The sequence below is a fragment of the Streptomyces sp. NPDC097107 genome (genome assembly GCF_044762405.1).
GTDB classification, from domain to species: Bacteria; Actinomycetota; Actinomycetes; order Streptomycetales; family Streptomycetaceae; genus Streptomyces; species Streptomyces thinghirensis.
In genome coordinates this window covers 75,958-98,520 of sequence record NZ_JBIWEF010000004.1, presented here as the reverse complement: position 1 = coordinate 98,520, position 22,563 = coordinate 75,958, and the positions used below count along the sequence as shown (strand labels likewise).

The window sequence follows — 22,563 nt, the reverse complement described above, 5'->3', positions numbered from 1 at the left end:
CATCGGCCTCCGCCGGCACCGGCGGAGGCCGTTTCCACCGAATGGACGCCACGCCGCGCGCCCCCGGACGGCCCGCCGGAGTCTGAGGCCATGCCCTCAGCACGAGCGATATCCACCGCTGTCCTGCTGTCCACCGCCACCCTGCTCTCCTGCTCCCTGACCGCCTGCGCGCCGGCGGAGCGGGGCGGCGGCCGGGCCGGGGACGGCGGCGGCACGGCGACCGGCGCACAGGACGAGAACCGCTTTCAGAAGCAGACCCTGAACTGGAAGGACTGCCCCGCGCCCGCTCCCGTCCAGGGCGGCGGCGAGGCCCCCGCACCCCTCCCCGACGGCACCCGGTGGCAGTGCACCACCATGCAGGCGCCACTGGACTGGAAGAACCCCTCCGGGGAGTCGATCGGCATAGAACTGATCCGGGCCCGCGCCGGCGGCGACACCGACGACCGGATCGGCTCACTGCTCTTCAACTTCGGCGGCCCGGGCGCCTCCGGAGTCACCACCCTGCCCGGTCTCGCCCCCGACTACGAGAAGCTCCGCTCCCGGTACGACCTGGTGAGCTTCGACCCGCGCGGCGTCGGCAACAGCCGGGGCGTGCGCTGCCTGGACCCCGACGCCGCCGAAGAGGCCGAGGACGAGACCGACGAGACCCCGGACGACGGCGGCGCCGAGATCGAGGCGCTGGTCGAACTCACCCGACAGCTGGCCGCCACGTGCGAGAAGAACTCCGGCGACGTCCTCCCGTACGTCGGCACCACCGAGGCCGCCCACGACCTGGACCTGATGCGGCACCTCCTCGGCGACGAGAAGCTCCACTACTTCGGGATCTCGTACGGCACCCAACTCGGCGGCGCGTACGCCCACCTGTTCCCGAAGAACGTCGGCCGTGCCGTCCTGGACGGCGTCGTCGACCCCACCCGCGACAGGATGGAGGGGGCCCTCGGACAGGCCGGAGGGTTCCAGCTCGCCTTCGAGCACTTCGCCGAATGGTGCGTCGAGCAGCGCTGCACGCTCGGCGAGGACACCGAGGCGATCGTGGAGGCCGCCGTGGAGCTCCAGGCGGACCTGGACGAGGCTCCGCTGCCCACCTCGGACGGCAGCGAGCTGGACGGCGACGAGGTGCTCTCCGCGATCACCGGTTCGCTCTACAGCCAGACCTTCTGGCCCGCGCTCCTGGTCGGCCTGGAGGCGGTGACCGGCGGCGACGGCGACGTCCTGGCGGACCTGGCGGAGGCACTCGGACAGCACGGCGCCGGCGGCGACACCACGGACGAGAGCACGGACGACCCCACGGACGAAAGCAACGAGAACGACGCCTTCAGGGCGATCACCTGCGACGACTCCAGCGACCGCTACACCGTGGCGGACGTGGAGGCTCGGCTGCCGGAGTTCGCCGAGGCGTCCCCCCTGTTCGGCCCGGGCCTGGCGTGGAGCGCGCTCTCCTGCGCCGGCTGGCCGGTGCCGGGAGAGGCCGAGCACCCCGAGGTGAGCGCGCCGGGCGCGCCCCCGATCCTCCTGGTCGGCAACACCGGCGACCCCGCCACCCCCTACGCGGGCGCCGCCCGCATGGCCGAGCGGCTCGGCAAGGGCGTGGGCGTCGAGCTGACCTACGACGGTGAGGGCCACGGCGCCTTCGACAGCGGGAACCCCTGCGTGCGCGGCGCCGTCCACGCGTACCTGCTCGACGGCAGGCTCCCGGAGAGCGGCGCGGTGTGCGAGCCGGAGCCGCTGCCGGAAGGCAAGTAGCACCCGCGCAACCGCGTGAAGCCCTGCCGTCCGGTGGACGGCAGGGCTTCGTCCCGCTTCCGAGCCCCCTGTCGGATTCGAACCGACGACCTTCGCTTTACAAGAGCGGCGCTCTGACCAGCTGAGCTAAGGAGGCAACGCGCGGCGGCTCGCGCGGAGGCTGCTCCACTGTACACAGAGCCGGTGAACGATGGGGTTCGAAAATTTCGGCGAAGTTCACAGGTCCACAGGTACTGACAGACCAGGTGAACGCCAGGTACCGTCCAGTGCCAGTTCACCCGTGTGGACTACACCACACCACCTTCCTACAACGGATCGTCCGGCACGTTCCTGCCGGTAGAAGGGGGCCCATCACCATGGCCACTGTTACGTTCGACAAGGCGACCCGCGTTTACCCGGGTTCCACGAAGCCCGCCGTCGACGGTCTCGACATCGACATCGAGGACGGCGAGTTCCTCGTCCTGGTCGGCCCCTCCGGCTGTGGCAAGTCCACCTCGCTCCGCATGCTCGCGGGGCTCGAGGACGTGAACGGCGGCGCCATCCGCATCGGCGACCGCGACGTCACGCACCTGCCGCCGAAGGACCGGGACATCGCCATGGTGTTCCAGAACTACGCGCTGTACCCGCACATGACGGTCGCCGACAACATGGGCTTCGCGCTCAAGATCGCCGGCGTCAACAAGGCGGAGATCCGGCAGAAGGTCGAGGAGGCCGCGAAGATCCTCGACCTCGTCGAGTACCTGGACCGCAAGCCGAAGGCGCTCTCCGGTGGTCAGCGCCAGCGTGTGGCGATGGGCCGCGCGATCGTGCGTGAGCCGCAGGTCTTCCTCATGGACGAGCCGCTGTCCAACCTGGACGCCAAGCTGCGTGTCTCCACCCGTACGCAGATCGCCTCGCTCCAGCGCCGCCTCGGCATCACCACCGTCTACGTCACCCACGACCAGGTCGAGGCCATGACGATGGGCGACCGCGTGGCGGTCCTCAAGGACGGTCTGCTCCAGCAGGTCGACAGCCCGCGCAACATGTACGACAAGCCCGCCAACCTCTTCGTCGCCGGCTTCATCGGCTCCCCGGCCATGAACCTGGTCGAGGTCCCGATCACCGACGGCGGCGTGAAGTTCGGCAACAGCGTGGTGCCGATCAGCCGCGAGGCCCTGGCGGCCGCCTCCGACCGGGGCGACCGCACGGTCACCGTCGGCGTCCGCCCGGAGCACTTCGACGTGGTGGAGCTGAACGGCGGCGTCTCCAAGACCCTGTCGAAGGACGCCGAGGACGCCCCGGCGGGCATGGCGGTCTCCGTGAACGTCGTGGAGGAGACCGGCGCCGACGGCTACATCTACGGCACGGTCGAGGTCGGCGGCGAGAGCAAGGACCTCGTGGTCCGCGTCAGCAGCCGCGCGGTGCCGGAGAAGGGCGCGACCGTGCACGTCGTGCCGCGCCCGGGCGAGGCCCACGTCTTCTCGTCCTCCACGGGCGAGCGCCTCACCGACTGAGGACCCGCACACCGGGAGACCGGGCGCCGGGAAACCACACGCTGAGAAACCACGCCTCCGGGTGAATTCACCCGCGTTGACGCAAAGAGCCCCGCGGCCTGCTGCGGGGCTCTTTGCGTTGTCGACAAATACCCCGGCACAACGGACGTTTCGAGCAGTAGGCGTCAACGCTCTACCCATTTCCCGCCCCCTCCTCATCCCCCATCCGGGTGACTAAATGTCGCCAAATCATTACCGGGCGCTACCCTCACTCGCGTGAAGCACTCCGTGAAGCACTCCACCACCCGACAGACGCGACGCGGCCGGGGCCCCGCCCGCCGGATCGGCCGCTCTCTCGCCTTCGTCCTGCCCGTCGTCCTGGTGCTCTCCGGGACCCTCGCCGTCACCCGGGTCAACTGGTCGGGCGACCCGGCCGACTCGGTGCTCGCCGCGTCGGAGGCGTCGTCCTCCAAGGCCTCCTCCAAGGCCGCCGCCCGCGCGCCGCACGAGGTGCTGCGCGACCGGCTGCTGACCGAGCTGCAGGAGGAGGATCCGGGCGTCGCCCTCACCCACCTCCAGCAGGCCGTGAACGAGCGCCCGTCGCTGGCCGGCCACTGCGCGTCCATCGCCCGCGCCCTCGGCCGCGCCGCGGTCAAGGTGTACGGCCCGACGCGCGCCCAGTCGTACGCGCGCCCCGTCTGCGACACCGCATTCGCCTCGGGCGTGCTGGCCGCGCACGGCTGAGCACCCTTTCGGGGGCCGGTGGGCCGCCGCGTAGAGTTCGGGCATGACCGATCCGAGCGCCGCGTCCCGCCGCCCCGTTCAAGCCGTCGTCCTGGCCGGCGGACAGGGTTCCCGGCTGCGTCCCTACACCGACGACCGGCCCAAGCCGATGGTCGAGATCCCGGGCACCGGGACTCCGATCATCGGCCATCAGCTCGCCTGGCTCGCCGAGGAGGGCGTCACCGACGTCGTGGTCTCCTGCGGTCATCTGGCCGAGGTGCTGCAGAAGTGGCTGGAGAGTGCCGACCTGCCGCTCTCCGTCACCACCGTCGTCGAGGCGGAGCCGCTGGGCCGCGGCGGCGGCCTCAAGTACGCCGCCGCGCGCCTGCCCCACCCGGACCGGCCCTGGTACGCCACCAACGGCGACATCTGGACCCGTTTCTCGCTGCGCGACATGGCCGACTTCCACGCCGAGCGGGACGCCGTCGCGACCCTCGCCCTGGCCCGCCCGCGGCTGCCGTGGGGCGCCGTGCAGACGGACGGCTTCGGTCAGATCACCGACTTCATCGAGGCACCGCCGTCGACCTTCGAGGTCAACGCCGGTGTGTACGTCTTCTCGTCCGGCTTCGCCTCGATGCTGCCGGAGCGCGGCGACCACGAGCGGACGACGTTCCCGAGGCTGGCCCGTGAGCGCCGGCTGGCCGGCTTCCCGATCCCGCAGGGCTCCTACTGGCGCGCCATCGACACCGCCAAGGACCTGACGGAGGCGGCACGGGAGCTGGCGGCCCTGGCCGGCCGCTGAGCGCCCCGGCACACCGATACGCCGAAGGGGCCCCACACGTCGTCCGTGCGGGGCCCCTTCGGCGTACGGAGGGCTGCGTGAGCCCTGTGGGCCGGCTAGCCCAGGAGACCGCCCACGAGGCGGCTGCCCGGCTCTCCGGTGGAGGAGGAGCCGCCGCCGTCGCCGCTGCCGGTGCCGGTGCCGGTGCCGGTGCCGCCGTCGCTGCCGCCGCCGGTCGTGGCGCCGCCGGAGGTGGGTCCCGCCGTGCTGCTCGGCGCCTGGCCGGCCGGGGAGGACTGCTGCGGCGGGGCCTGGCCCGTGGTGCCCTGGGTCTGACTGGGCGTTCCGCCGGTGGCGGTGCCGCTGTCGCGGGTCGCTCCCGGGGCGGTCGCGGCGTCCTTGGAGGGGGTGGCCGCGCCGCTGGTGGCGCCCTGGGTGGGGGAGGCGGATGCCTCCGGGGACGTCTTCGGCTTCCGGGTGCCGGGCTCCTGCGGGAGCGGGCTGCCGGGCAGTTCGTTGCGCGGGGCCTCGCCGGGGCCGGGGACGACCACGCGGTCGGCGTCCCGGACCGCGGCGCCGAGCAGCGAGCCGACGAGGAGGGTGACGCCGGCGACCAGGAAGGTGACGAGGGCGCCGCGGCGCAGGACGTAGCGGCGCAGGTCCCAGATGTCGGCGCGGGGGCCCAGCCGGCGCCAGGCACTGCCGGCGAGCCGGCCGTCCACGGAGTAGACGGGGGCGCCCGCGATGATCAGCGGGGACCAGGCGGCGAGGTAGATGATGTCGGGCGCGTCGTAGACGGGGACGCTCTTCCAGCTGACGGTGACGAGCAGCGCGGCGGACAGGCCCGCGCCGATGACGGCGCCGACGCGCTGCCAGCAGCCCAGGACGGTCAGCACGCCCACGATCACCTGGAGGAAGGCGATGACGAGCCCGGCGCCCACCGGGTGCGCGAGGGCGAACTGACGCAGCGGCTCGGCGACGTCCCACGGGTGCAGGGTGTTGAGCCACTTGACCATGGAGCCGCGCTCGCCGCCGTCGAAGTAGACGGGGTCGCAGAGCTTGCCCATGCCGGCGTAGATGGAGATGAAGCCGAGGAAGACGCGCAGCGGCAGCAGCACGACGCCGAGGTTCATGCGGCGGCCGGGGAAGTAGGCGTGCCGCGCCGGGTCGTCGGCGCGGCGCCTGGTGCGCGGCCCGGCCGGCTCCGTGCCGTCCTCGTCGTAGCCCTCGGGACCGGCGGCGGAGTGGAAGTCCTCGCCGGTGTAGACGGGTTCGTCGTAGGCGCTGCCGACGGTGCGCATGGCGGGCAGCAGCCGGGTGCCGTCGGGGACGGGGCCGCGCTGGGCGCCGACGAGCGGGGTCTCGAGGGTCTGGGTGGCGGGCCCGTCGCCGTAGCCGTCATAGCCGTCGTAGCCCGGGGCGCCCCCGTCCATGTCGACGCGGGGGATGACCTGCGTGGCTCCGGCGTCGGCGACCGGGTCCTCGGCGTGGTGACCGGCACCGGCCCGCACCGCCTGGAGCAACCGGTGTGCGCCGGTGTCGTCCGGGTCGGACCGCCCGCTCCACACGAGGGCGCGGCGGCGGGCGGCGGCCGGGGCGGCGGGGCCCGCGGCACCTGCGACGGGCATGCGGGCGGTGTCCTGGGTGGCGCTCAAGTGCCGTGCGATCCGCGGGGATTGGGTCTGCCGCGCGGAGGCACCGAACTGCACGCGGAAGCTCGCGTGATTGACGATGACCTGGGCCGGATCGCTCGGCACCTTCACCATGCTCAGCGCGGGAGCGTCGTCGATTCCCGACGAGCGGTCCCCCGTGGGTGTGCGGGGTGTTCTGGTGTCCACACTCATCTAACCGAGTGATGTGTCGTTAGGACACTGCCTTGACCGCCCCGAACTGTCCGGACCGCGTCAAACCTGCCCGGGCCGCCCGGAACCCCCCGTGCGGGGGACCGAGTCGAACACTCGCTCCCCCTCCGGCCTCACCTCCGCCGGCGCGCCGCTCGTACAGCACGATTCCCGCGGCGACACCGGCGGCCCCTTCTCTCTGCCGCCCTCGCACGCTGCGCGGCTTCGCACGGCCGCGCCGGCCTCCGACCGGCGGTCACCGCACCCCGTACCCGTGTCAGCCCCGCCGGCGCGCCGCCTCGTACAGCACGATCCCCGCGGCGACACCGGCGTTCAGGGACTCGGCGCCCCCGGGCATCGGGATCCGCACCCGGAAGTCGCACGTCTCCCCGACGAGCCGCGAGAGCCCCTTGCCCTCACTGCCGACCACGATGACCACCGGGCCGTCGAGGGCCGCCAGCTCGCCCAGGTCGGCCTCGCCGTCGGCGGCGAGGCCGACGACCGTGATCCCGGCCTTCTGGTACGACTCCAGCGCGCGCGTGAGGTTGGTGGCGCGGGCGACCGGCGTACGGGCGGCCGTACCGGCGGACGTCTTCCAGGCGCCCGCCGTCATACCGGCCGCGCGCCGCTCGGGCACGACGACGCCGTGGCCGCCGAAGGCGGAGACGGAGCGGACGATGGCACCGAGGTTGCGCGGGTCGGTCACGCCGTCGAGGGCGACGATCAGCGGGTCCGCGCCCTCGTCGTGGGCGGCGGCGACCAGGTCCTCGGGGTGCGCGTACTCGTACGGCGGCACCTGGAGCACGAGCCCCTGGTGGTTCAGCCCGTTGGTCATCCGGTCCAGCTCGGGGCGCGGCGCCTCCATCAGGTTGATGCCGCCGCGCTCGGCCGCGAGCTGGAGCGCCTCGCGCACCCGCTCGTCGTTGTCGATGAACTGCTGGACGTAGAGCGTCGAGGCGGGCACACCGTCGCGCAGCGCCTCGTAGACGGGGTTGCGGCCGACGACCAGCTCGGACGTCGACCGTCCGCCCCCGCGCCGCTGCGGGGCGCGTCCCGTGGCGCGGCGCGCCTTGGCGTTGGCGACACGCTGCTTGACGTGCCCCTTGCGCATCTCGGCGGGAGGCGTCGGCCCCTTGCCTTCCAGGCCCCGGCGTCGCTTGCCGCCGCTGCCGACCTGCGCGCCCTTCTTGCCGGACATGCGGCGGTTGTTCGCGGCCATGAGTTACCTGTCTCCGCTCTCTACGGGAGTGTGCGTAATGCTTGCGTCTTATGCAGTGTGCCGCCCGGGAGGCCGGGCGGCACAATCGATCTACGGAACCCGCGCGACCGACGGGCCCGGCCTCCGGTGAACCGGGCGGGGGTCAGCGGGAGCCGAGGCTCCAGCGGGGCCCCTGCGGGCCGTCCTCGATGACCAGGCCGGACTGGCCGAGCTGGTCGCGGATGGCATCCGCGGTGGGCCAGTCCTTGCGCGCCCGCGCGGCCTCGCGCTGGTCCAGAACGAGACGTACGAGGCTGTCGACGACGTGCCGCAGATCCTCGCCCTGCTCCTGCTCCCCGGCCCAGTGCGGGGCCAGCGGGTCGAGGCCGAGCACCCCGAGCATCGCACGGACCTCGGCGAGGCGGGCGGCCGCGGCGTCCTTGTCGTCGGCGGCCAGCGCGCTGTTGCCCTGCCGGACGGTGGTGTGCACGATGGCCAGCGCCTGCGGCACGCCCAGGTCGTCGTCCATCGCCTCGGCGAAGGCGGGCGGCACCTCGGCGGCGGGCTCGGCGGCCTGGCCGGCCAGCTCGGTGACCCGCTGCACGAAGCCCTCGATGCGCGCGTACGCCGACTCGGCCTCGCGCAGGGACTCCTCGCTGTACTCGATGGTGGAGCGGTAGTGCGGGGTGCCCAGGTAGTACCGCAGCACGACCGGCCGCCACGCCTTCACCATCTCGCTGACGAGCACGCTGTTGCCGAGCGACTTCGACATCTTCTCGCCGCTCATGGTGACCCAGGCGTTGTGCACCCAGTACCGCGCGAAGGCGTCGCCGAACCCCTTGGCCTGGGCGATCTCGTTCTCGTGGTGCGGGAAGATCAGGTCGATCCCGCCCCCGTGGATGTCGAACTCCTCGCCCAGGTACTTGTGCGCCATGGCGGAGCACTCCAAGTGCCACCCCGGGCGCCCCCGCCCCCACGGCGCCTCCCAGCTCGGCTCCCCGGGCTTGGCCGACTTCCACATGGCGAAGTCCCGCGGGTCCCGCTTGCCGGAGGCGCCCTCGTCGGGCTGCCGCAGGTCGTCGAGGTCCTGGTTGGACAGCGACAGGTACCCGGGCAGGGAACGTACGTCGAAGTAGACGTTGCCGTCCGCCTCGTAGGCGTGGCCGCGCTCGATGAGGCCGCGCATCATCTCGACCATCTCGGTGATGTGGCCGGTGGCACGGGGCTCGTAGGTGGGCGGCAGGCAGCCGAGGGCGGCGTAGGCGTCGTTGAACGCGCGCTCGTTGTCGTACCCGATGGACCACCAGGGGCGGTGCTGCTCGGCCGCCTTCCGGATGATCTTGTCGTCGATGTCGGTGACGTTGCGGATGAACGTGACGTCGTAGCCGCGGTACGCGAACCAGCGGCGCATGATGTCGAAGTTCAGCCCGGACCGGATGTGCCCGATGTGCGGGGCGGCCTGCACGGTGGCGCCGCACAGGTAGATCGAGACGCAGCCCGGCGTGAGGGGGGCGAAGTCACGAATCTGCCGGGCGCTGGTGTCGTACAGGCGAATAGTCACGACTCCAGGGTAGTAGGCGACGGACAGTGCCACGGGCGCACGTGCCCGCTTGTTACCACGTCTTGCCCGACCCGAGCCGACGGGACAAGACCTCCCGCCCGACCCGAGCCGACGGGACGGAGACCTCCCGCCCGACCGAGCCGACGGGACAAGCCCGGCCTCGCGCCCGACCGAGTCCGTGAGGCAAGCCCGGCCTCTTGTCCGACCGAGTCGGGTGGTGGGTGGGCATAGGCGGGGTCCAGGGGCGGAGCCCCTGGCGGGGCGCGGGGCGGAGCCCCGAGCGACACGCCCGACGCCGGCGCGACACGCCCCCGCCCGGCCCAGGACACACCCCACCCGCTCAGCCCACCCCGCTCAGCCCACCCGCGCGACCAACGCCGTCGCCACCGCCATCAGCCCTTCCCCCCGCCCGGGAAACCCCAGCCCGTCCGTCGTCGCCCCGGACACCGACACCGGCGCCCCCACCGCCTCCGACAACACCTTCTGCGCCTCGTCCCGCCGCTTACCGATCTTCGGCCGCGGCCCGACCACCTGCACCGCGACGTTGCCGATCCGGAATCCCGCCGCCCGCACGATCCGCGCCGCCTCCGTCAGCAGCGTCACCCCGGACGCCCCGGACCACTCCGGCCGTCCGGTACCGAAGTGCTGCCCCAGGTCACCGAGCCCCGCCGCGGAGAACAGCGCGTTGCACGCCGCGTGCGCGACGACGTCCGCGTCGGAGTGCCCGGCCAGCCCGGCACCCTCGCCCTCCCACTTCAGCCCGGCACACCACAGTTCGCGCCCGTCCTCGAAGGCGTGGATGTCCGTACCGATGCCGACCTGGGGCAGCAAGGGGAGCCCGTCCGTGTCAGAACTGCCAAACCTGTCAGAACTGCCAGTCCTGTCAGACCTGTCAGACCTGTCAGACCTGTCAGACCTGTCAGACCTGTCAGACCTGTCAGACCTGTCAGACCTGTCAGAACCCATCGTTCAGCCTCCTGCGCGCCAGCACGGCCTCCGCCAGCACCAGATCGAGCGGCCGCGTCACCTTGAACGCCTCCTCGTGCCCCGGCACCACCATCACCGTGAGCCCGAGCTGCTCGACCATGCTCGCGTCGTCGGTGACGTTGTCGGTCACCGTCTCGTGGGCACGCACCAGCGTCTCCCGGTCGAACCCCTGCGGCGTCTGCACCGCGCGCAGCCGCGCCCGTTCCGGTGTCGCCACCACCGGTTCCGGCTCACCCGGCACCGCGGCGGGCTCGACCTGCTTGACGGTGTCGGCGAGCGGCAGCGCGGGCACCACGGCGGGCGCGCCGTCCCGTACGGCCTCGATCACCGCGTCCACCGTGTCGACCGGCACCAGTGGCCGGGCCGCGTCGTGCACGAGGACGGTGGCGTAGTCGGCCGGCAGCGCGTCCAGGCCGAGCCGTACGGACTCCTGCCGCGACTCGCCGCCCGGCACGACGAGGAAGTCCGTCCGCTCCGGCAGCGCGTGCGCGTCGAGCAGGCTCTTGACCTCGGCGGCTCCGTCGGGAGGCGCGACGACCACGACGAGTGAGACGCCGCGCGAGGCGGCCATCGCCCGGACCGCGTGGATGAGCATGGGCGTGCCGCCCAGCGCGCGGAGGGCTTTCGGAGCGCCCGGACCGAGCCGGACGCCCCGGCCGGCGGCCGGAATCACGGCCGCGGTTCGGGTGTTCGCACGGGTGTCGGGGGGCATCTCGGCGGGCGAGGGACGCGATTCGTCAGACATCGGTTCCTGTCAGGTTTGTGTGCTCGACCTAGTTGGGTATGGCCTCACCGTGCCGGGCGCGAAGCCTTGACCGGACCCTTCCGTGACCCCGGTCGAGCCGGCGACCCGGGCCCGGCACGCCGGCACCACGCCACGCCCGGGGAAGTCCCCCGGGGTGATCGTACGAGGACTGGATCCGGGTACGAACATGCCGCAGCGCCCGGCGACAGCATGGATGTCATCGGGCACCGCGGCATTTCAGTGCGCTGAACCGAGTGCGCAGCGGCCTGCGCCTCGGCTCAGAGGCTCAGGTCAGAGGCTCAGGAGGCGAGCACCTCGTCGAGCAGGGCCTCCGCCTTGTCCTCGTTGGTGTTCTCCGCAAGAGCCAGCTCGCTCACCAGGATCTGGCGGGCCTTGGCGAGCATGCGCTTCTCACCGGCGGAGAGTCCGCGCTCGCGCTCACGACGCCACAGATCGCGTACGACTTCCGCGACCTTGATGACGTCGCCGGAGGCGAGCTTCTCCAGATTTGCCTTGTAACGACGCGACCAGTTCGTGGGCTCCTCGGCGTACGGCGCGCGCAGCACCTCGAAGACCCGGTCCAGCCCGTCCTGACCAACCACATCACGCACGCCGACGAACTCCGCATTGTCCGCTGGCACACGTACCGTCAGGTCACCCTGGGCGACCTTCAGCACCAAGTAGGTCTTGTCCACGCCTTTGATCTGGCGAGTTTCGATAGCCTCGATCAGCGCGGCCCCGTGATGGGGATAGACCACGGTGTCGCCAACCTTGAACGTCATGTGACAGGTACCCCTTCCGTGGCTATCCAGGGTAACACGGATACGGCGTCTTCTGAATGGCGTTTTCGCAGGTCAGGGCATATCTCGGGGCTTGACAACAGCAACAAGAACGTGCTGCGACGGGTGGGCGGAAGAAAGTATTCGCAGGTCGGAGCAGCTCTCCAGGCCGCACGAAACGCGCACGTCACACACGCCCGGAGGCCCTTCAGCCTGCCCGAAAGATACCCAAATGACCGTTTCCGGGCGTGCGACTTCCGCTACTCCGTTCGGTGACCGGGGCGCACTTCCGGACCAATCCGGAATTGATCACAAGGTGCCCCGGCCGGCCCTCCGATGATCAATTTCCTGGCCGTCCGCGCATTCCTCCACAGAAAATTCGTGCACCGATCGACGACCGGTATGACAGTCGGCTTCTTATCTGAATGACGGACGAGTACGAGCCACAAAGCGACGCGGGAACCGGTCTCGGAACGAGCGCACCGCGCACCCCGTCCGCGCACCCCGTCCGCGCACCGGTCCTACCGCCTGCCGGGCGAAGCCGGGCGTCTTGGGGGAGGGTCGGGTGCGGCGGCCCGGGAACGGCTCGGTAGCCTGAAGCCGCTGACAGACACTTAGGGCGGCTTTATCCGTTGCCGCCACCTCGCTCGAGTCCAAGGAGTTGCCGCCGCCGTGAGCAGCAGCCTTCGACGCGGTGCCCTCGCCGCCGCCGCCATCGCGTTCTCGATCGCCTCGCTCGCCGCGTGCGGTGCCGGTCACAACGCCCAGTCGCTGGAGATCAAGCCGGACAACGCTGCGACGACCGTGGGTGACATCCAGATCCAGAACGCGATCGTCATCACGCAGCCCGACCTGGAGTCGACCGGCCCGGCCGTGGTCTCCGCCGCCCTGTTCAACAACGGCAGGTCCGACCAGAAGCTCGAGTCCATCACCGTGGCCGGCACCGGCAAGTCCGCCGAGCTGAAGCCCGCCGAGGGCGAGAAGGGCGGCAACGGCGGCCTGACCGTCCCGGCCGGCGGTTCCCTGGTCCTGGGCGGCGAGGGCAACGCCTCCGCCGTCCTGCCCAGCAGCCGCGAGGCCATCCAGGACGGCAACGCGCAGCAGATCACCTTCACCTTCAGCAAGACCGGCGAGGTGAGCCTGCGCGCCTTCGTCGTCCCCGCCGAGAGGTACTTCTCCGAGTGGGGCCCGAGCGACGTTCCGGCGGCCCCCGGCGCGTCGGCGAAGCCGTCGCAGGAGGCGTCCGGCGAGCCGTCCGACGGCCAGACCTCCGGCACCCCGACCGACGGCACGACGGACCCCGCGACCGGCGAGTCCGCCGACGCCGGGGACGGCACCGACGCCGGGGACGGCGCCGGCACGGCGACGGACGGCACCTCGCAGGGGACCGGCAGCGACACCGGTCACTGAGCACCGTGACGGACGACGAAGGGCGGGGCCTCTCCGGGAGGTCCCGCCCTTCGTCGTACCGCATACCGTCGAGGGCGCCGGCGACGCGCGCCCGGGCGCTCTACGGCTCGAACTTGTAGCCGAGCCCCCGCACCGTCACCAGGTACCGCGGCGCGCCCGGGTCGGGCTCGATCTTGGCGCGCAGCCGCTTGACGTGGACGTCGAGGGTCTTGGTGTCACCGACGTAGTCGGCGCCCCAGACCCGGTCGATCAGCTGCATGCGGGTCAGCACACGGCCGGCGTTGCGCAGCAGCATCTCCAGCAGGTCGAACTCCTTCAGCGGCAGGTCGACCTTGGTGCCGCCGACGGTCACGACGTGCCGGTCGACGTCCATGCGGACGGGGCCGGCCTCCAGCGCGGCGGGAGCGACCTCCTCCGGCTCACCGCGGCGCCGCAGCACGGCGCGGATGCGGGCGACCAGCTCGCGGGAGGAGAAGGGCTTGGTGACGTAGTCGTCGGCCCCTATCTCCAGCCCGACGACCTTGTCGATCTCGCTGTCCTTGGCGGTCACCATGATCACGGGGACGTTGGAGCGGCCGCGCAGCTGGCGGCAGACCTCGGTGCCCGGCAGGCCGGGCAGCATCAGGTCGAGTAGCACGAGGTCGGCGCCGTTGCGCTCGAACTCGTCGAGTCCGTCGGGGCCGGTGGTCGCCACGGCGACCTCGAAACCCTCCTTGCGGAGCATGTACGACAGGACGTCGGAGAAGGACTCCTCGTCCTCGACGACGAGCACACGGGTCACGGAAGGACCTCCGGGGCGGGAAGCGTTTCGTACGGGGAAGTATGGGGGGATGAGGGTGACCGCTCGGTCTCGGCGCTGAGTCCGGCGCGGTCGGGGCGCCGCTGTGCGCGGTCGCGGGCGGGGCCCGACTCCGGCAGTCGCAGCGTAAAGGTGGAGCCCTGGCCTTCGGCACTCCACACCGTGACCTCCCCGCCGTGCGAGGCGGCCACGTGCTTGACGATCGCGAGACCCAGGCCGGTGCCTCCGGTGGCCCGTGAGCGGGCCGGGTCGACGCGGTAGAAGCGCTCGAACACGCGCTCCTTGTCCTTCTCCGAGATGCCGATGCCCTGGTCGGTCACGGCGATCTCGATCTGATCGCCGCCGGGGACGTTGACGCGACGGGCGGCTATGCCGACGCGGGTGCGGGCGGGCGAGTAGTTGACGGCGTTCTCGACGAGGTTGCCGAGGGCTGCGGCGAGCTGGCCGCGGTTGCCGCGTACGCGCAGATCCGCCGTTCCTCCGGCGGCCATGGTGATCTGCTTGGTGCCGGCCGCGTGCCGGCAGCGGTCGATGGCCTCGGCGACCAGCTCGTCCACCCGGACGGGCTCGGCGTCGTCGAGGGGGTCGTCGTTCTGGACCCGGGACAGGTCGATGAGTTCCTGCACCAGGTTGGTCAGGCGGGTCGCCTCGATCTGCATGCGCCCGGCGAACCGCTCCACGGCCTCCGGATCGTCCGAGGCGTCCATGACGGCCTCGGACAGCAGCGAGAGCGCACCCACCGGCGTCTTCAGCTCATGGCTCACATTGGCGACGAAGTCGCGGCGCACGGCCTCGATGCGGCGGGCCTCGGTGAGGTCCTCGACCAGCAGCAGCACCAGCCGCGACCCGAGGGGCGCCACGCGTGCGGACACGGCGAGTGCCTCCCCCCGCCCGCTCCCCCGCCTCGGCAGATCCAGCTCGACCTGCCGTATCTCCCCGTCCCGCCGGGTGTCCCGCGCCATCTGCAGCATGGGCTCGACGGCGAGCTTGCCGCCCCGGACCAGGCCGAGGGCGTACGCCGCCGAGCTGGCCTTGACCACCGCGTCGGCCTCGTCGAGGACGACCGCGGAGGAGCGCAGTACCGACAGGACGGTGTCCACGCCGGGCGGCAGCACTGGGTCCGTGTGGAGCGAGCTGCGCGTGGGGCGCTTCTGCTCTCGCTCGCTCCAGCGGAACGCCAGCATGGCGATGACGCCGGTGAGTACTCCGGCGATCGCTGCCGCTGCGGCGACCGCCGCGTTCACGTCCATGCGTCCAGGTTAGGCATGCCGAACGGCCCTGCCCCAGCCGTCGGACTGCGACCTCGAACACTCGTCGCCCAGAGTTCACCTTGGAGCCAGGGATGGTTCATTTGTGGTGCCGGAAACGGACGCGTACAGGCCGGAACGTGTAAGCGTGGGGGCACGGCAAGGGGTGCGAGCCGGCAACGAGCCAGTGCAAACAGGTGCAAGCCGGTGCGAGCCCCGTAAAACGGACGTACGAGAGGGAACCTGATGCGGGACGCGTACCACGAGGAACTTGATTCGATCGGCGACAGCCTGGTGGAGATGGCCCGGCTGGTCGGGTCGGCGATCGGGCGCGCCACGACCGCGATCCTCGACTCCGACCTGAAGCTGGCCGAGAACGTGATCGAGGGCGACCAGAAGGTCGACGAGCTCCACCACGAGCTGGAGGCCCGCGCGATAGCCCTGCTGGCCCGGCAGCAGCCGGTGGCGACGGACCTGCGCATCGTCGTCACCTCGCTGCGGATGTCGGCCGACCTGGAGCGCTCGGGCGACCTGGCCCAGCACGTGGCCAAGCTGGCCCGGCTGCGCTACCCGGAGCGCGCGGTCCCGAGCGACCTGCACGCGACCATCCTGGAGATGGGCCAGCTCGCGCAGCGCCTGATGGCGAAGGCGGCCGAGGTGATCATCACCAAGGACGTCGACCTCGCCCTCCAGCTGGAGCAGGACGACGACGCGATGGACCTCCTGCACCGCGCCCTCTTCCAGCACCTGATGGACGACCGCTGGAAGCACGGCATCGAGACGGCCGTCGACGTCACCCTCCTCGGCCGCTACTACGAGCGCTACGCCGACCACGCCGTCTCGGTCGCCAAGCGCGTGGTCTACCTGGTCACCGGCGAGCACGTGGGCGAACTCCAGGCGGACATCCAGCCGACGACGCAGGTCGACGAGGCCTGACGGGCCTGACGGGCCTGACGGGCCTTGCGGGCCTTGCGGGCCTGACGGGCCTTGCGGGCCTGACGGGCCTTGCGGGCCTGACGGGCCTTGCGGGCCTGACGGGCCTTGCGGGCCTGACGGGCCTTGCGGGCCTTGCGGGGCCTTGCGGGGCCCCGACAGGATCCGACGCGGACCTGGTCGGGGCCCGACGCGGACCTGGTCGGGGCCCGACGCGGACCTGGTCGGCGCCCGACGCGGACCTGGTCGGGGGCCGGACGGGCCCGACCCGGACCTGGGCGGGAGCGCCCGGCGTAGGGCAGGGGCGCGCACGATCGCCCCAGTGCGCCGTTGATGCGACGGTCACTGGGGGCGTGCAATGGGCCCAGGCACCAGCCTCTAGGAGGAACCCATGGCCGATTCCCCCAGCACCAAGCCCGCCCCCACCCAGGAACGCCGGACCGAGCAGCCCCCCGAGCCCCGCAGCCTGCCCCTGATCGCAGCGTGCGGCTGCGGATCGGGCTGCGGCTGCGGCTGCCAGTCGGGAAATCCGTGCCAGTGCGGCTGACGCACCGGCAGTGCTACGGCGGCCGGGTTCGCCCCGGCCGCCGTACGGGCGCACCCCGGAGGTAAGAACCTGAAGGGGGTGCGGAAGCCATGGCTCACTTCATGGACGTGCACCACGGTATGCACGGCATCACAGCGGACCAGCTCGACAGGGCCCACCAGGCGGACCTCGCCATCGAGAAGGACGAGGACGTCCACTTCGAACACGCATGGGCGGACCCGGCCTCCGGCACGGTCCACTGCCTCTCCGAGGCCTCGTCGGCCGACGCCGTCCAGCACGTCCACGAACGCGCGGGCCACAAGGCCGACGAAATCCACGCGGTCTCACTGACCGTATAACTCCTCTCTCCTCCCCCGGGTACCGCATCGTCCGAATTGAGTACGGGTACTCAGGCCCGGGCCCGCCCCCCGTCCGACCCTGGAGCACAGGACGACGACCAAGGGGAGACGACACCCGATGAAGACCAGCCGGACCAGCCCGATACGCACCCTCGCCCGCCGTACCTTCGCCAACCGCGCCTCGGCGGTCTACCTCGCCCTGGTCGGCGGCGCGATGGCCGTCGCCGCGCTGGAACCCCTCTTCGCGAACAACCCGGACGCGTCCCTCATCTGGGTCTGGCCGGCCCTGTTCACCTTCCCGGTCTTCGGCTTCGTCGCCTGGCTCGGCGAGGCCGGCTGGGGCGGCGACGCACCCACCTGGTTCCTCATCGGCGGCATCGTGCTCGCGGCCCTGCTCCAGTCACTGGCCCTGGGCACGACCTGGGACGCCCTGCGGGAGCACCGGGGGCGCCGGGGGCGCCGGGGGCGCCTGACGACGGCGAGCTGACGCGGGGTGTCGGCGGGAGCGGCCGACAGACCGGCTGTCAGTACCCCCGGCTGGAGTCGCGAACGCGCGGTCGGCTTCCCAAGGGTTCCAGCTCGGTAGGGAACGGTTGCATCCCCGTCAGGGGAAGACCTGCCGGCGCCGGCCGCGGACCTTAATGTGCCGTGCATGACAGAGCGACGTTCCATCCTCAGCGACTCGACGTTCGAAGAACAGATCGGCTACGCCCGCGCCGTGGTCGACGGCGACTGGGTGCACGTGTCGGGCACCACCGGCTTCGACTACGCCACGATGACGATCTCCGAGGACGTGGTGGAGCAGGCCGAACAGTGCCTTCGCAACATCGAGGCCGCGCTGACCGAGGCGAAGTGCGCCTTCGCCGACGTGGTCCGGGTCCGCTACCTGCTCCCCGACCGAACCGACTTCGAGCCCTGCTGGCCGACCCTGCGCCGGGCCTTCGGCGAGGTCCGCCCGGCCGCCACCATGCTGATGTGCGGCCTCGCCGACCCCCGCATGAAGATCGAGATCGAGGTGTACGCACGGCGGCGCACCGCGTAGCGCGCCCTCACTTGCCGGTTTCGGGCCCGTACCACTGGAGCGCTTGGCCGGTGACGGCGGCGACGCACTCGAAGTCACGGTCGCGGTGGAGGAGGGTCAGCCCCTGCAACTCGGCGGTGGCGGCCACCACGAGGTCGACGGGACCGGCACTGCGGTGCTGCCCGCGTCGGGTGAGGATCTCCTGGACCTGCCAGGCCCGGTCGTAGGCACGGTCGTCCACCGGCACCCATCCGAAGAGCACGCGCAGATCCTCGACGCCCTGCGTACGGTCCGCGGCGGAGCGCGCGCTGTAGAAGAACTCCAGCTCGGTGATGGGGCAGGTGGCAATGAGCCCGGCGGCGGCGGCCTGGTCCCATCCGTACTGCTCGGCGTCGCCCCGCAGCAGGCGGGCGAGTGCGCTGGTGTCGATGAGGAACTGCGCGGCGTTCACCGACGGTAGTTCCCCTTCTCATCGAAGAGATCCAGGTCGAAGGCACCCGTCGCCGCGGCGGAGCGCAACCGAGTGAGCGCCAGCGCACGACGCCTGTTCTCCAGCACTTCACGCAGTGCGGTGTTGACCGTCTCCTTCTTGGTGCTGGTGCCCAGCGCTTTGGCCACGTCTGCGACCAGTTGATCATCCAGGTCGATCACGGTGCGGCTCACCGGCGACACCTCCACGTATATCAAAGATGCACTCCAGTATATACGCATGGAGGGCGGCCGAGCCCGCCGCCCGACCGTGGACGCCGGAAGGACGCGAAGGCTGCTCGGCAAAGCCGGAAGGCAGCGCTCAGGGCGCGGCACAGCAATTCGCACAGGCTCTGACACGAGGAGACGGGGCATTGGCCTGCGGGCTGGCTGATGCTCGACTGCGTTCCTTCGCGTCCAGCACGGGAGCATCGTGCGCCGAGGCACTCACCGAGCTCGCGGCGGACGACCGATATGTCTTCACCCAGACCACCTGGGTGAACTCACCGAGCAGCTACAAGGTCGAGGGAGACCCTCAGGACACCTCGGATTCCGTCCGTGTCGACATCGACTGCACAGAGGGATACACCTGGCTCCGCGTCGACCGGATCGGTTCCGTCTGGCGGGTCACAGAGTTGAACGCTCCGTAGGAGTCACCACGCTGACCTGCCCTGCCAAGGGCTGCCGGTCTGCGCGACTCCCGAGTCGGGCAGCCTGTGGACCTGCCCGTTGAAAGCACGACGGTGGGGCCATGATCTTGGAAGTGCGCCCCCGCGGTACACCGCCTAAGGCCGTAGAGCCGAGTGCGGCAAAGACGCCAGCGCGGGCGCCACCGCCCCCCGGTCGGGACTGGCCGGGCTCACGCGTCGAAGTCGTACTCCAGGATGTACGAGGCGGCGTCCAGCGTCATTTCGTTGATCTCGACGGGGCGGCCTTCGTCCGTGAACGCAGTGCGGCAGATAAGCATGACCGGGGTGCCCGCGGACATGCTCAGCTGTGCCGTCTCGTCCTTCGACGGCATACGTGAGCGGACTCCTTCGCGAAAGTGCACCGGCTCGTAGCCGAGTTCGGCGAGCCTGGCGTACGTCCCGCCCTGTCCGGTGTCCTCCTGGGTGATCGCGGATCCGGCAACCAGAGAGGCGGGCAGGTAACTCGTCGCGAGCAGGACGGGCTTGCCGTCCAGGACGAAGCGCCGACGCCTCACGCACACCGGCTCCTCGCCGGCCAAGTCGAGGACCGTGCTGACGCGGTCGGGCGCGGCCTCCTCGGACACGGTGACCTGGTCCACCTCAAGCTTGCGGTTCCCGATGTCCGCCGACCAGATGGAACGACCGTTGCCCCATTGCTGTTGGGCCAGTCGCTGGATGCCTCGGCGCCGAAGCGGGCGGAAGGCCCGGACGAACACGCCTGCACCCTTGCGGGCTTCGGCGACGCCTTCGTCGCGGAGGACGCTCAGGGCCTGGCGGGCCGTCATGCGGGCCACACCGTGCGTGGCCATGAGGTCGTTCTCTCCCGGAAGCCGATCACCAGGACCGTACTCGCCTGGTCAATGGTCGATGCCTGGCCGTCCTGAGCGCGCCGACGGATCTTCCAGTCATCAGTGAGCCCCCGCGCTGCGAAGTAGCCGCAGTGCGGGGGCTCACTGATGTGGGCCTACTTCTTCTTGCCCTGGTTCTTCACGGCCTCGATCGCGGCCTTCGCCGCGTCCGGGTCCAGGTACGTGCCGCCCGGGTTCAGCGGCTTGAACTCGGCGTCCAGTTCGTAGGAGAGCGGGATGCCGGTCGGGATGTTCAGGCCCGCGATGTCGGCGTCCGAGACGCCGTCGAGGTGCTTGACCAGGGCGCGGAGCGAGTTGCCGTGGGCCGCGACCAGGACCGTGCGGCCGGTGAGGAGGTCGGGGACGATCGCGTCAAACCAGTACGGGAGCATGCGGACGACGACGTCCTTGAGGCACTCCGTCCGGGGGCGCAGCTCCGGCGGCAGGGTCGCGTAGCGGGCGTCGTCGAACTGGGAGTACTCGGCGTCCCGGTCCAGCGCGGGCGGCGGGGTGTCGTAGGAGCGGCGCCATAGCATGAACTGCTCCTCGCCGAACTCGGCGAGGGTCTGGGCCTTGTCCTTGCCCTGGAGGGCGCCGTAGTGGCGCTCGTTGAGGCGCCAGTGGCGGTGGACGGGGATCCAGTGGCGGTCGGCGGCCTCCAGCGCGAGCTGGGCCGTGCGGATCGCGCGCTTCTGGAGGGACGTGTGGACCACGTCGGGCAGCAGGCCGGCGTCCTTGAGCAGCTCGCCGCCGCGCGTCGCCTCCTTCTCGCCCTTCGGAGTGAGGTTGACGTCCACCCAGCCGGTGAACAGGTTCTTCTCGTTCCACTCGCTCTCGCCGTGGCGGAGGAGGATCAGCTTGTACGGTGCGTCGGCCATGGCTCCGAGCGTAATCGAACCCCTTGATGCCCCGCGCGGTGCGCCCGGTGGGCGGACGGTTGACGAGAAGTGTTAATCGGCTGGCCTCCCGCGGCACCGCGCTCGTAAGTTGTGCTCGCCGTCAGAGGCACTTACAGCCAGCCGCTTGTCGTTCACGGGGGTCTCCATGTCAGTCGTCGGAGTGAGACGTGCCGTGCGCGAGTCCGTCTCCGGGCTCCCCCGCGAGTTCTGGTGGCTGTGGACCAGCACCCTGGTCAACCGGCTCGGTGCCTTCGTCGCCACCTTCATGGCGCTGTACCTGACCATCGACCGCGGGTACTCCGCCTCGTACGCCGGGCTGGTGGCCGCTCTGCACGGGCTCGGCGGGGTCGTGTCCTCGCTCGGGGCCGGGGTGATGACCGACCGGCTCGGGCGGCGGCCCACGCTGCTGGTCGCGCAGGTCTCCACCGCGCTGTCCGTCGCGCTGCTCGGCTTCGTACGGGACCCGGTCGCCATCGCGGCCGTCGCCTTCCTGGTCGGCATGGCGAGCAACGCCTCCCGGCCGGCCGTGCAGGCGATGATGGCGGACATCGTGCGGCCCGAGGACCGTATCCGGGCCTTCTCGCTCAACTACTGGGCCATCAACCTCGGCTTCGCGATCTCCTCCATGGCGGCCGGGTTCATCGCCGAGGTCAGCTACCTCGCCGGGTTCCTGATCGAGGCGGGCATGACCATGGCGTGCGCCGTCCTCATCTTCGTCAAGCTGCCCGAGTCCCGGCCGGAGCGGACGCCCGGGAAGGGCGGGGCCGCCGGCGTCTCCGCGGCGAGCGAGCCCGCCGTCTCCCTCGGGACCGTCCTGCGCGACGGGCGCTACATGAGCGTCGTCGGGCTGTCCTTCCTCATCGCCCTGATCTTCCAGCAGGCCTACGTGGGGCTGCCGGTGGCCATGGGCGAGGCAGGGTTCACGCCGGCCGACTTCGGCATGGCGATCGCCGTCAACGGCGTCCTGATCGTCGTACTGCAGATTCCCGTCACCCGGTTCATCGAGCACCGGGATCCGCGGCTGCTGCTCGTCCTCTCGTCCCTGCTGGCCGGGTACGGCTTCGGGCTCACCGCCTTCGCCGGGTCGGTCGGGGTCTTCGCCCTCACCGTGTGCGTGTGGACACTGGCCGAGATCGTCAACGCGCCGACCCAGACCGGGCTCGTCGTCCGCCTCTCCCCCGTGCACGGGCGCGGGCTCTACCAGGGCATGTACACCATGTCCTGGGCGGTCGCCGCCCTCGTCGCCCCGCTGATGTCCGGCTTCGTCATCGACCACTGGGGCGCCGAGTGGCTGTGGGGCGTCTGCGCGGTCGTCGGCACGGTGGCGGCCGTGGGGTACTGGGCACTCATGCGCGGGCTGCCCGAGGGGGAGGCGTTCACCTCCGTCGCCCGGGAGGACGCCGGAACCCCGCAGGGCGCCGGAACCCCGCAGGACGCCGGAGCCTCGAGGACCACCGGGCCGCCCGAGGCCTCCCAGGCTCCGGCGCCCGCCGAGCCCGAGGTCAGCGCGGCCTGACGGCCGCCTCCGGGCGCC

The 22,563-nt window shown here is 71.3% G+C and carries 21 protein-coding genes, 1 tRNA gene and 1 pseudogene; 10 read left to right on the top strand and 13 right to left on the bottom strand.

Features of this window, described 5'->3' with window-relative positions; all coding sequences use genetic code 11:
• Positions 1 to 90: 90 nt before the first annotated feature.
• The gene (locus ACIQ1J_RS10670; RefSeq protein ID WP_403555984.1) at positions 91 to 1,743 is read left to right on the top strand and encodes an alpha/beta hydrolase; all 1,653 of its coding nucleotides are present in this window, start codon (positions 91 to 93) and stop codon (positions 1,741 to 1,743) included.
• A 62-nt stretch (positions 1,744 to 1,805) separates the two neighbouring features.
• Here ACIQ1J_RS10670 and ACIQ1J_RS10665 read toward each other — a convergent pair.
• Positions 1,806 to 1,879 (bottom strand) — tRNA-Thr (locus ACIQ1J_RS10665).
• A 220-nt stretch (positions 1,880 to 2,099) separates the two neighbouring features.
• Here ACIQ1J_RS10665 and msiK point away from each other — a divergent pair.
• The 3 genes from msiK to ACIQ1J_RS10650 all read left to right on the top strand — a co-directional run bounded on the left by msiK (position 2,100) and on the right by ACIQ1J_RS10650 (position 4,740).
• Positions 2,100 to 3,236 carry a diacetylchitobiose ABC transporter ATP-binding protein MsiK gene (gene msiK / locus ACIQ1J_RS10660; RefSeq protein ID WP_403555982.1) on the top strand — a complete coding sequence of 379 codons (1,137 nt, stop codon included), beginning with the start codon at positions 2,100 to 2,102 and terminating at the stop codon, positions 3,234 to 3,236.
• Between the two features lie 267 nt (positions 3,237 to 3,503).
• On the top strand, positions 3,504 to 3,959 hold the full coding sequence (locus ACIQ1J_RS10655) for a hypothetical protein (protein ID WP_210964672.1): 456 nt from the start codon (positions 3,504 to 3,506) through the stop codon (positions 3,957 to 3,959).
• Between the two features lie 43 nt (positions 3,960 to 4,002).
• Positions 4,003 to 4,740: an NDP-sugar synthase gene (locus ACIQ1J_RS10650; protein WP_403555980.1), complete on the top strand. Its 738-nt coding sequence runs from the start codon at positions 4,003 to 4,005 to the stop codon at positions 4,738 to 4,740.
• Between the two features lie 95 nt (positions 4,741 to 4,835).
• Here ACIQ1J_RS10650 and ACIQ1J_RS10645 read toward each other — a convergent pair whose 3' ends face one another.
• From ACIQ1J_RS10645 to ACIQ1J_RS10620, 6 genes are all read right to left on the bottom strand, one after another.
• Positions 4,836 to 6,563, bottom strand: coding sequence for a DoxX family membrane protein (locus tag ACIQ1J_RS10645; RefSeq protein ID WP_403555978.1), 1,728 nt, complete (start codon positions 6,561 to 6,563; stop codon positions 4,836 to 4,838).
• Positions 6,564 to 6,837: 274 nt separating this feature from the next.
• A complete protein-coding gene (gene rlmB, locus ACIQ1J_RS10640; RefSeq protein WP_210963576.1) occupies positions 6,838 to 7,779 on the bottom strand; it encodes a 23S rRNA (guanosine(2251)-2'-O)-methyltransferase RlmB in 942 nt (313 codons plus the stop codon).
• Between the two features lie 142 nt (positions 7,780 to 7,921).
• Complete coding sequence (cysS, locus tag ACIQ1J_RS10635) at positions 7,922 to 9,319, bottom strand: cysteine--tRNA ligase (protein WP_403555976.1); 1,398 nt, start codon at positions 9,317 to 9,319, stop codon at positions 7,922 to 7,924.
• A gap of 354 nt (positions 9,320 to 9,673) precedes the next feature.
• On the bottom strand, positions 9,674 to 10,150 hold the full coding sequence (gene ispF / locus ACIQ1J_RS10630; protein WP_403555974.1) for a 2-C-methyl-D-erythritol 2,4-cyclodiphosphate synthase: 477 nt from the start codon (positions 10,148 to 10,150) through the stop codon (positions 9,674 to 9,676).
• A gap of 124 nt (positions 10,151 to 10,274) precedes the next feature.
• Entirely contained in the window at positions 10,275 to 11,051 is a 777-nt protein-coding gene (ispD, locus tag ACIQ1J_RS10625; protein WP_210963579.1) for a 2-C-methyl-D-erythritol 4-phosphate cytidylyltransferase, read from the bottom strand.
• Between the two features lie 299 nt (positions 11,052 to 11,350).
• Positions 11,351 to 11,833 carry a CarD family transcriptional regulator gene (locus ACIQ1J_RS10620; RefSeq protein ID WP_003953493.1) on the bottom strand — a complete coding sequence of 161 codons (483 nt, stop codon included), beginning with the start codon at positions 11,831 to 11,833 and terminating at the stop codon, positions 11,351 to 11,353.
• A 669-nt stretch (positions 11,834 to 12,502) separates the two neighbouring features.
• Here ACIQ1J_RS10620 and ACIQ1J_RS10615 point away from each other — a divergent pair.
• Positions 12,503 to 13,240, top strand: coding sequence for a DUF461 domain-containing protein (locus tag ACIQ1J_RS10615; protein WP_403555972.1), 738 nt, complete (start codon positions 12,503 to 12,505; stop codon positions 13,238 to 13,240).
• A gap of 100 nt (positions 13,241 to 13,340) precedes the next feature.
• Here the strand turns inward: ACIQ1J_RS10615 and ACIQ1J_RS10610 are convergent, their stop codons facing one another.
• Positions 13,341 to 14,021 (bottom strand): response regulator transcription factor, encoded by a 681-nt coding sequence (locus ACIQ1J_RS10610; RefSeq protein WP_043381903.1) that lies wholly within the window; start codon positions 14,019 to 14,021, stop codon positions 13,341 to 13,343.
• Positions 14,018 to 15,289 carry a sensor histidine kinase gene (locus tag ACIQ1J_RS10605; RefSeq protein ID WP_403555970.1) on the bottom strand — a complete coding sequence of 424 codons (1,272 nt, stop codon included), beginning with the start codon at positions 15,287 to 15,289 and terminating at the stop codon, positions 14,018 to 14,020. Before ACIQ1J_RS10605 ends, ACIQ1J_RS10610 begins: the two co-directional genes overlap by 4 nt.
• Positions 15,290 to 15,532: 243 nt before the next feature.
• Between ACIQ1J_RS10605 and phoU the strand changes: the two genes are divergently transcribed.
• The 4 genes from phoU (at position 15,533) to ACIQ1J_RS10585 (ending at position 18,146) form a co-directional block, all read left to right on the top strand.
• Complete coding sequence (gene phoU / locus ACIQ1J_RS10600) at positions 15,533 to 16,222, top strand: phosphate signaling complex protein PhoU (protein WP_210963582.1); 690 nt, start codon at positions 15,533 to 15,535, stop codon at positions 16,220 to 16,222.
• Between the two features lie 633 nt (positions 16,223 to 16,855).
• Positions 16,856 to 17,104 (top strand): SCO4226 family nickel-binding protein, encoded by a 249-nt coding sequence (locus ACIQ1J_RS10595; protein ID WP_403555968.1) that lies wholly within the window; start codon positions 16,856 to 16,858, stop codon positions 17,102 to 17,104.
• A gap of 118 nt (positions 17,105 to 17,222) precedes the next feature.
• A complete protein-coding gene (locus tag ACIQ1J_RS10590; protein WP_403555966.1) occupies positions 17,223 to 17,591 on the top strand; it encodes an SCO4225 family membrane protein in 369 nt (122 codons plus the stop codon).
• Positions 17,592 to 17,756: 165 nt separating this feature from the next.
• A complete protein-coding gene (locus ACIQ1J_RS10585) occupies positions 17,757 to 18,146 on the top strand; it encodes a RidA family protein (protein WP_403555964.1) in 390 nt (129 codons plus the stop codon).
• A 7-nt stretch (positions 18,147 to 18,153) separates the two neighbouring features.
• On the opposite strand, the gene ACIQ1J_RS10580 is transcribed toward ACIQ1J_RS10585, so the two are convergent.
• The 4 genes and pseudogenes from ACIQ1J_RS10580 to ACIQ1J_RS10565 form a co-directional block, all read right to left on the bottom strand.
• The gene (locus ACIQ1J_RS10580; RefSeq protein WP_403555962.1) at positions 18,154 to 18,576 is read right to left on the bottom strand and encodes a PIN domain nuclease; all 423 of its coding nucleotides are present in this window, start codon (positions 18,574 to 18,576) and stop codon (positions 18,154 to 18,156) included.
• On the bottom strand, positions 18,573 to 18,788 hold the full coding sequence (locus tag ACIQ1J_RS10575) for a type II toxin-antitoxin system VapB family antitoxin (RefSeq protein ID WP_403555960.1): 216 nt from the start codon (positions 18,786 to 18,788) through the stop codon (positions 18,573 to 18,575). Before ACIQ1J_RS10575 ends, ACIQ1J_RS10580 begins: the two co-directional genes overlap by 4 nt.
• A gap of 664 nt (positions 18,789 to 19,452) precedes the next feature.
• Positions 19,453 to 20,136 (bottom strand): annotated as a pseudogene (locus tag ACIQ1J_RS10570) (GntR family transcriptional regulator); the annotation flags it as partial.
• A gap of 110 nt (positions 20,137 to 20,246) precedes the next feature.
• Positions 20,247 to 21,008, bottom strand: a complete 762-nt coding sequence (locus tag ACIQ1J_RS10565; protein ID WP_403555958.1) for a phosphoglyceromutase — start codon at positions 21,006 to 21,008, stop codon at positions 20,247 to 20,249.
• Between the two features lie 166 nt (positions 21,009 to 21,174).
• On the opposite strand from ACIQ1J_RS10565, the gene ACIQ1J_RS10560 reads away from it, so the two are divergent.
• Complete coding sequence (locus ACIQ1J_RS10560) at positions 21,175 to 22,545, top strand: MDR family MFS transporter (protein WP_403555956.1); 1,371 nt, start codon at positions 21,175 to 21,177, stop codon at positions 22,543 to 22,545.
• The last annotated feature ends 18 nt before the right edge of the window (positions 22,546 to 22,563 follow it).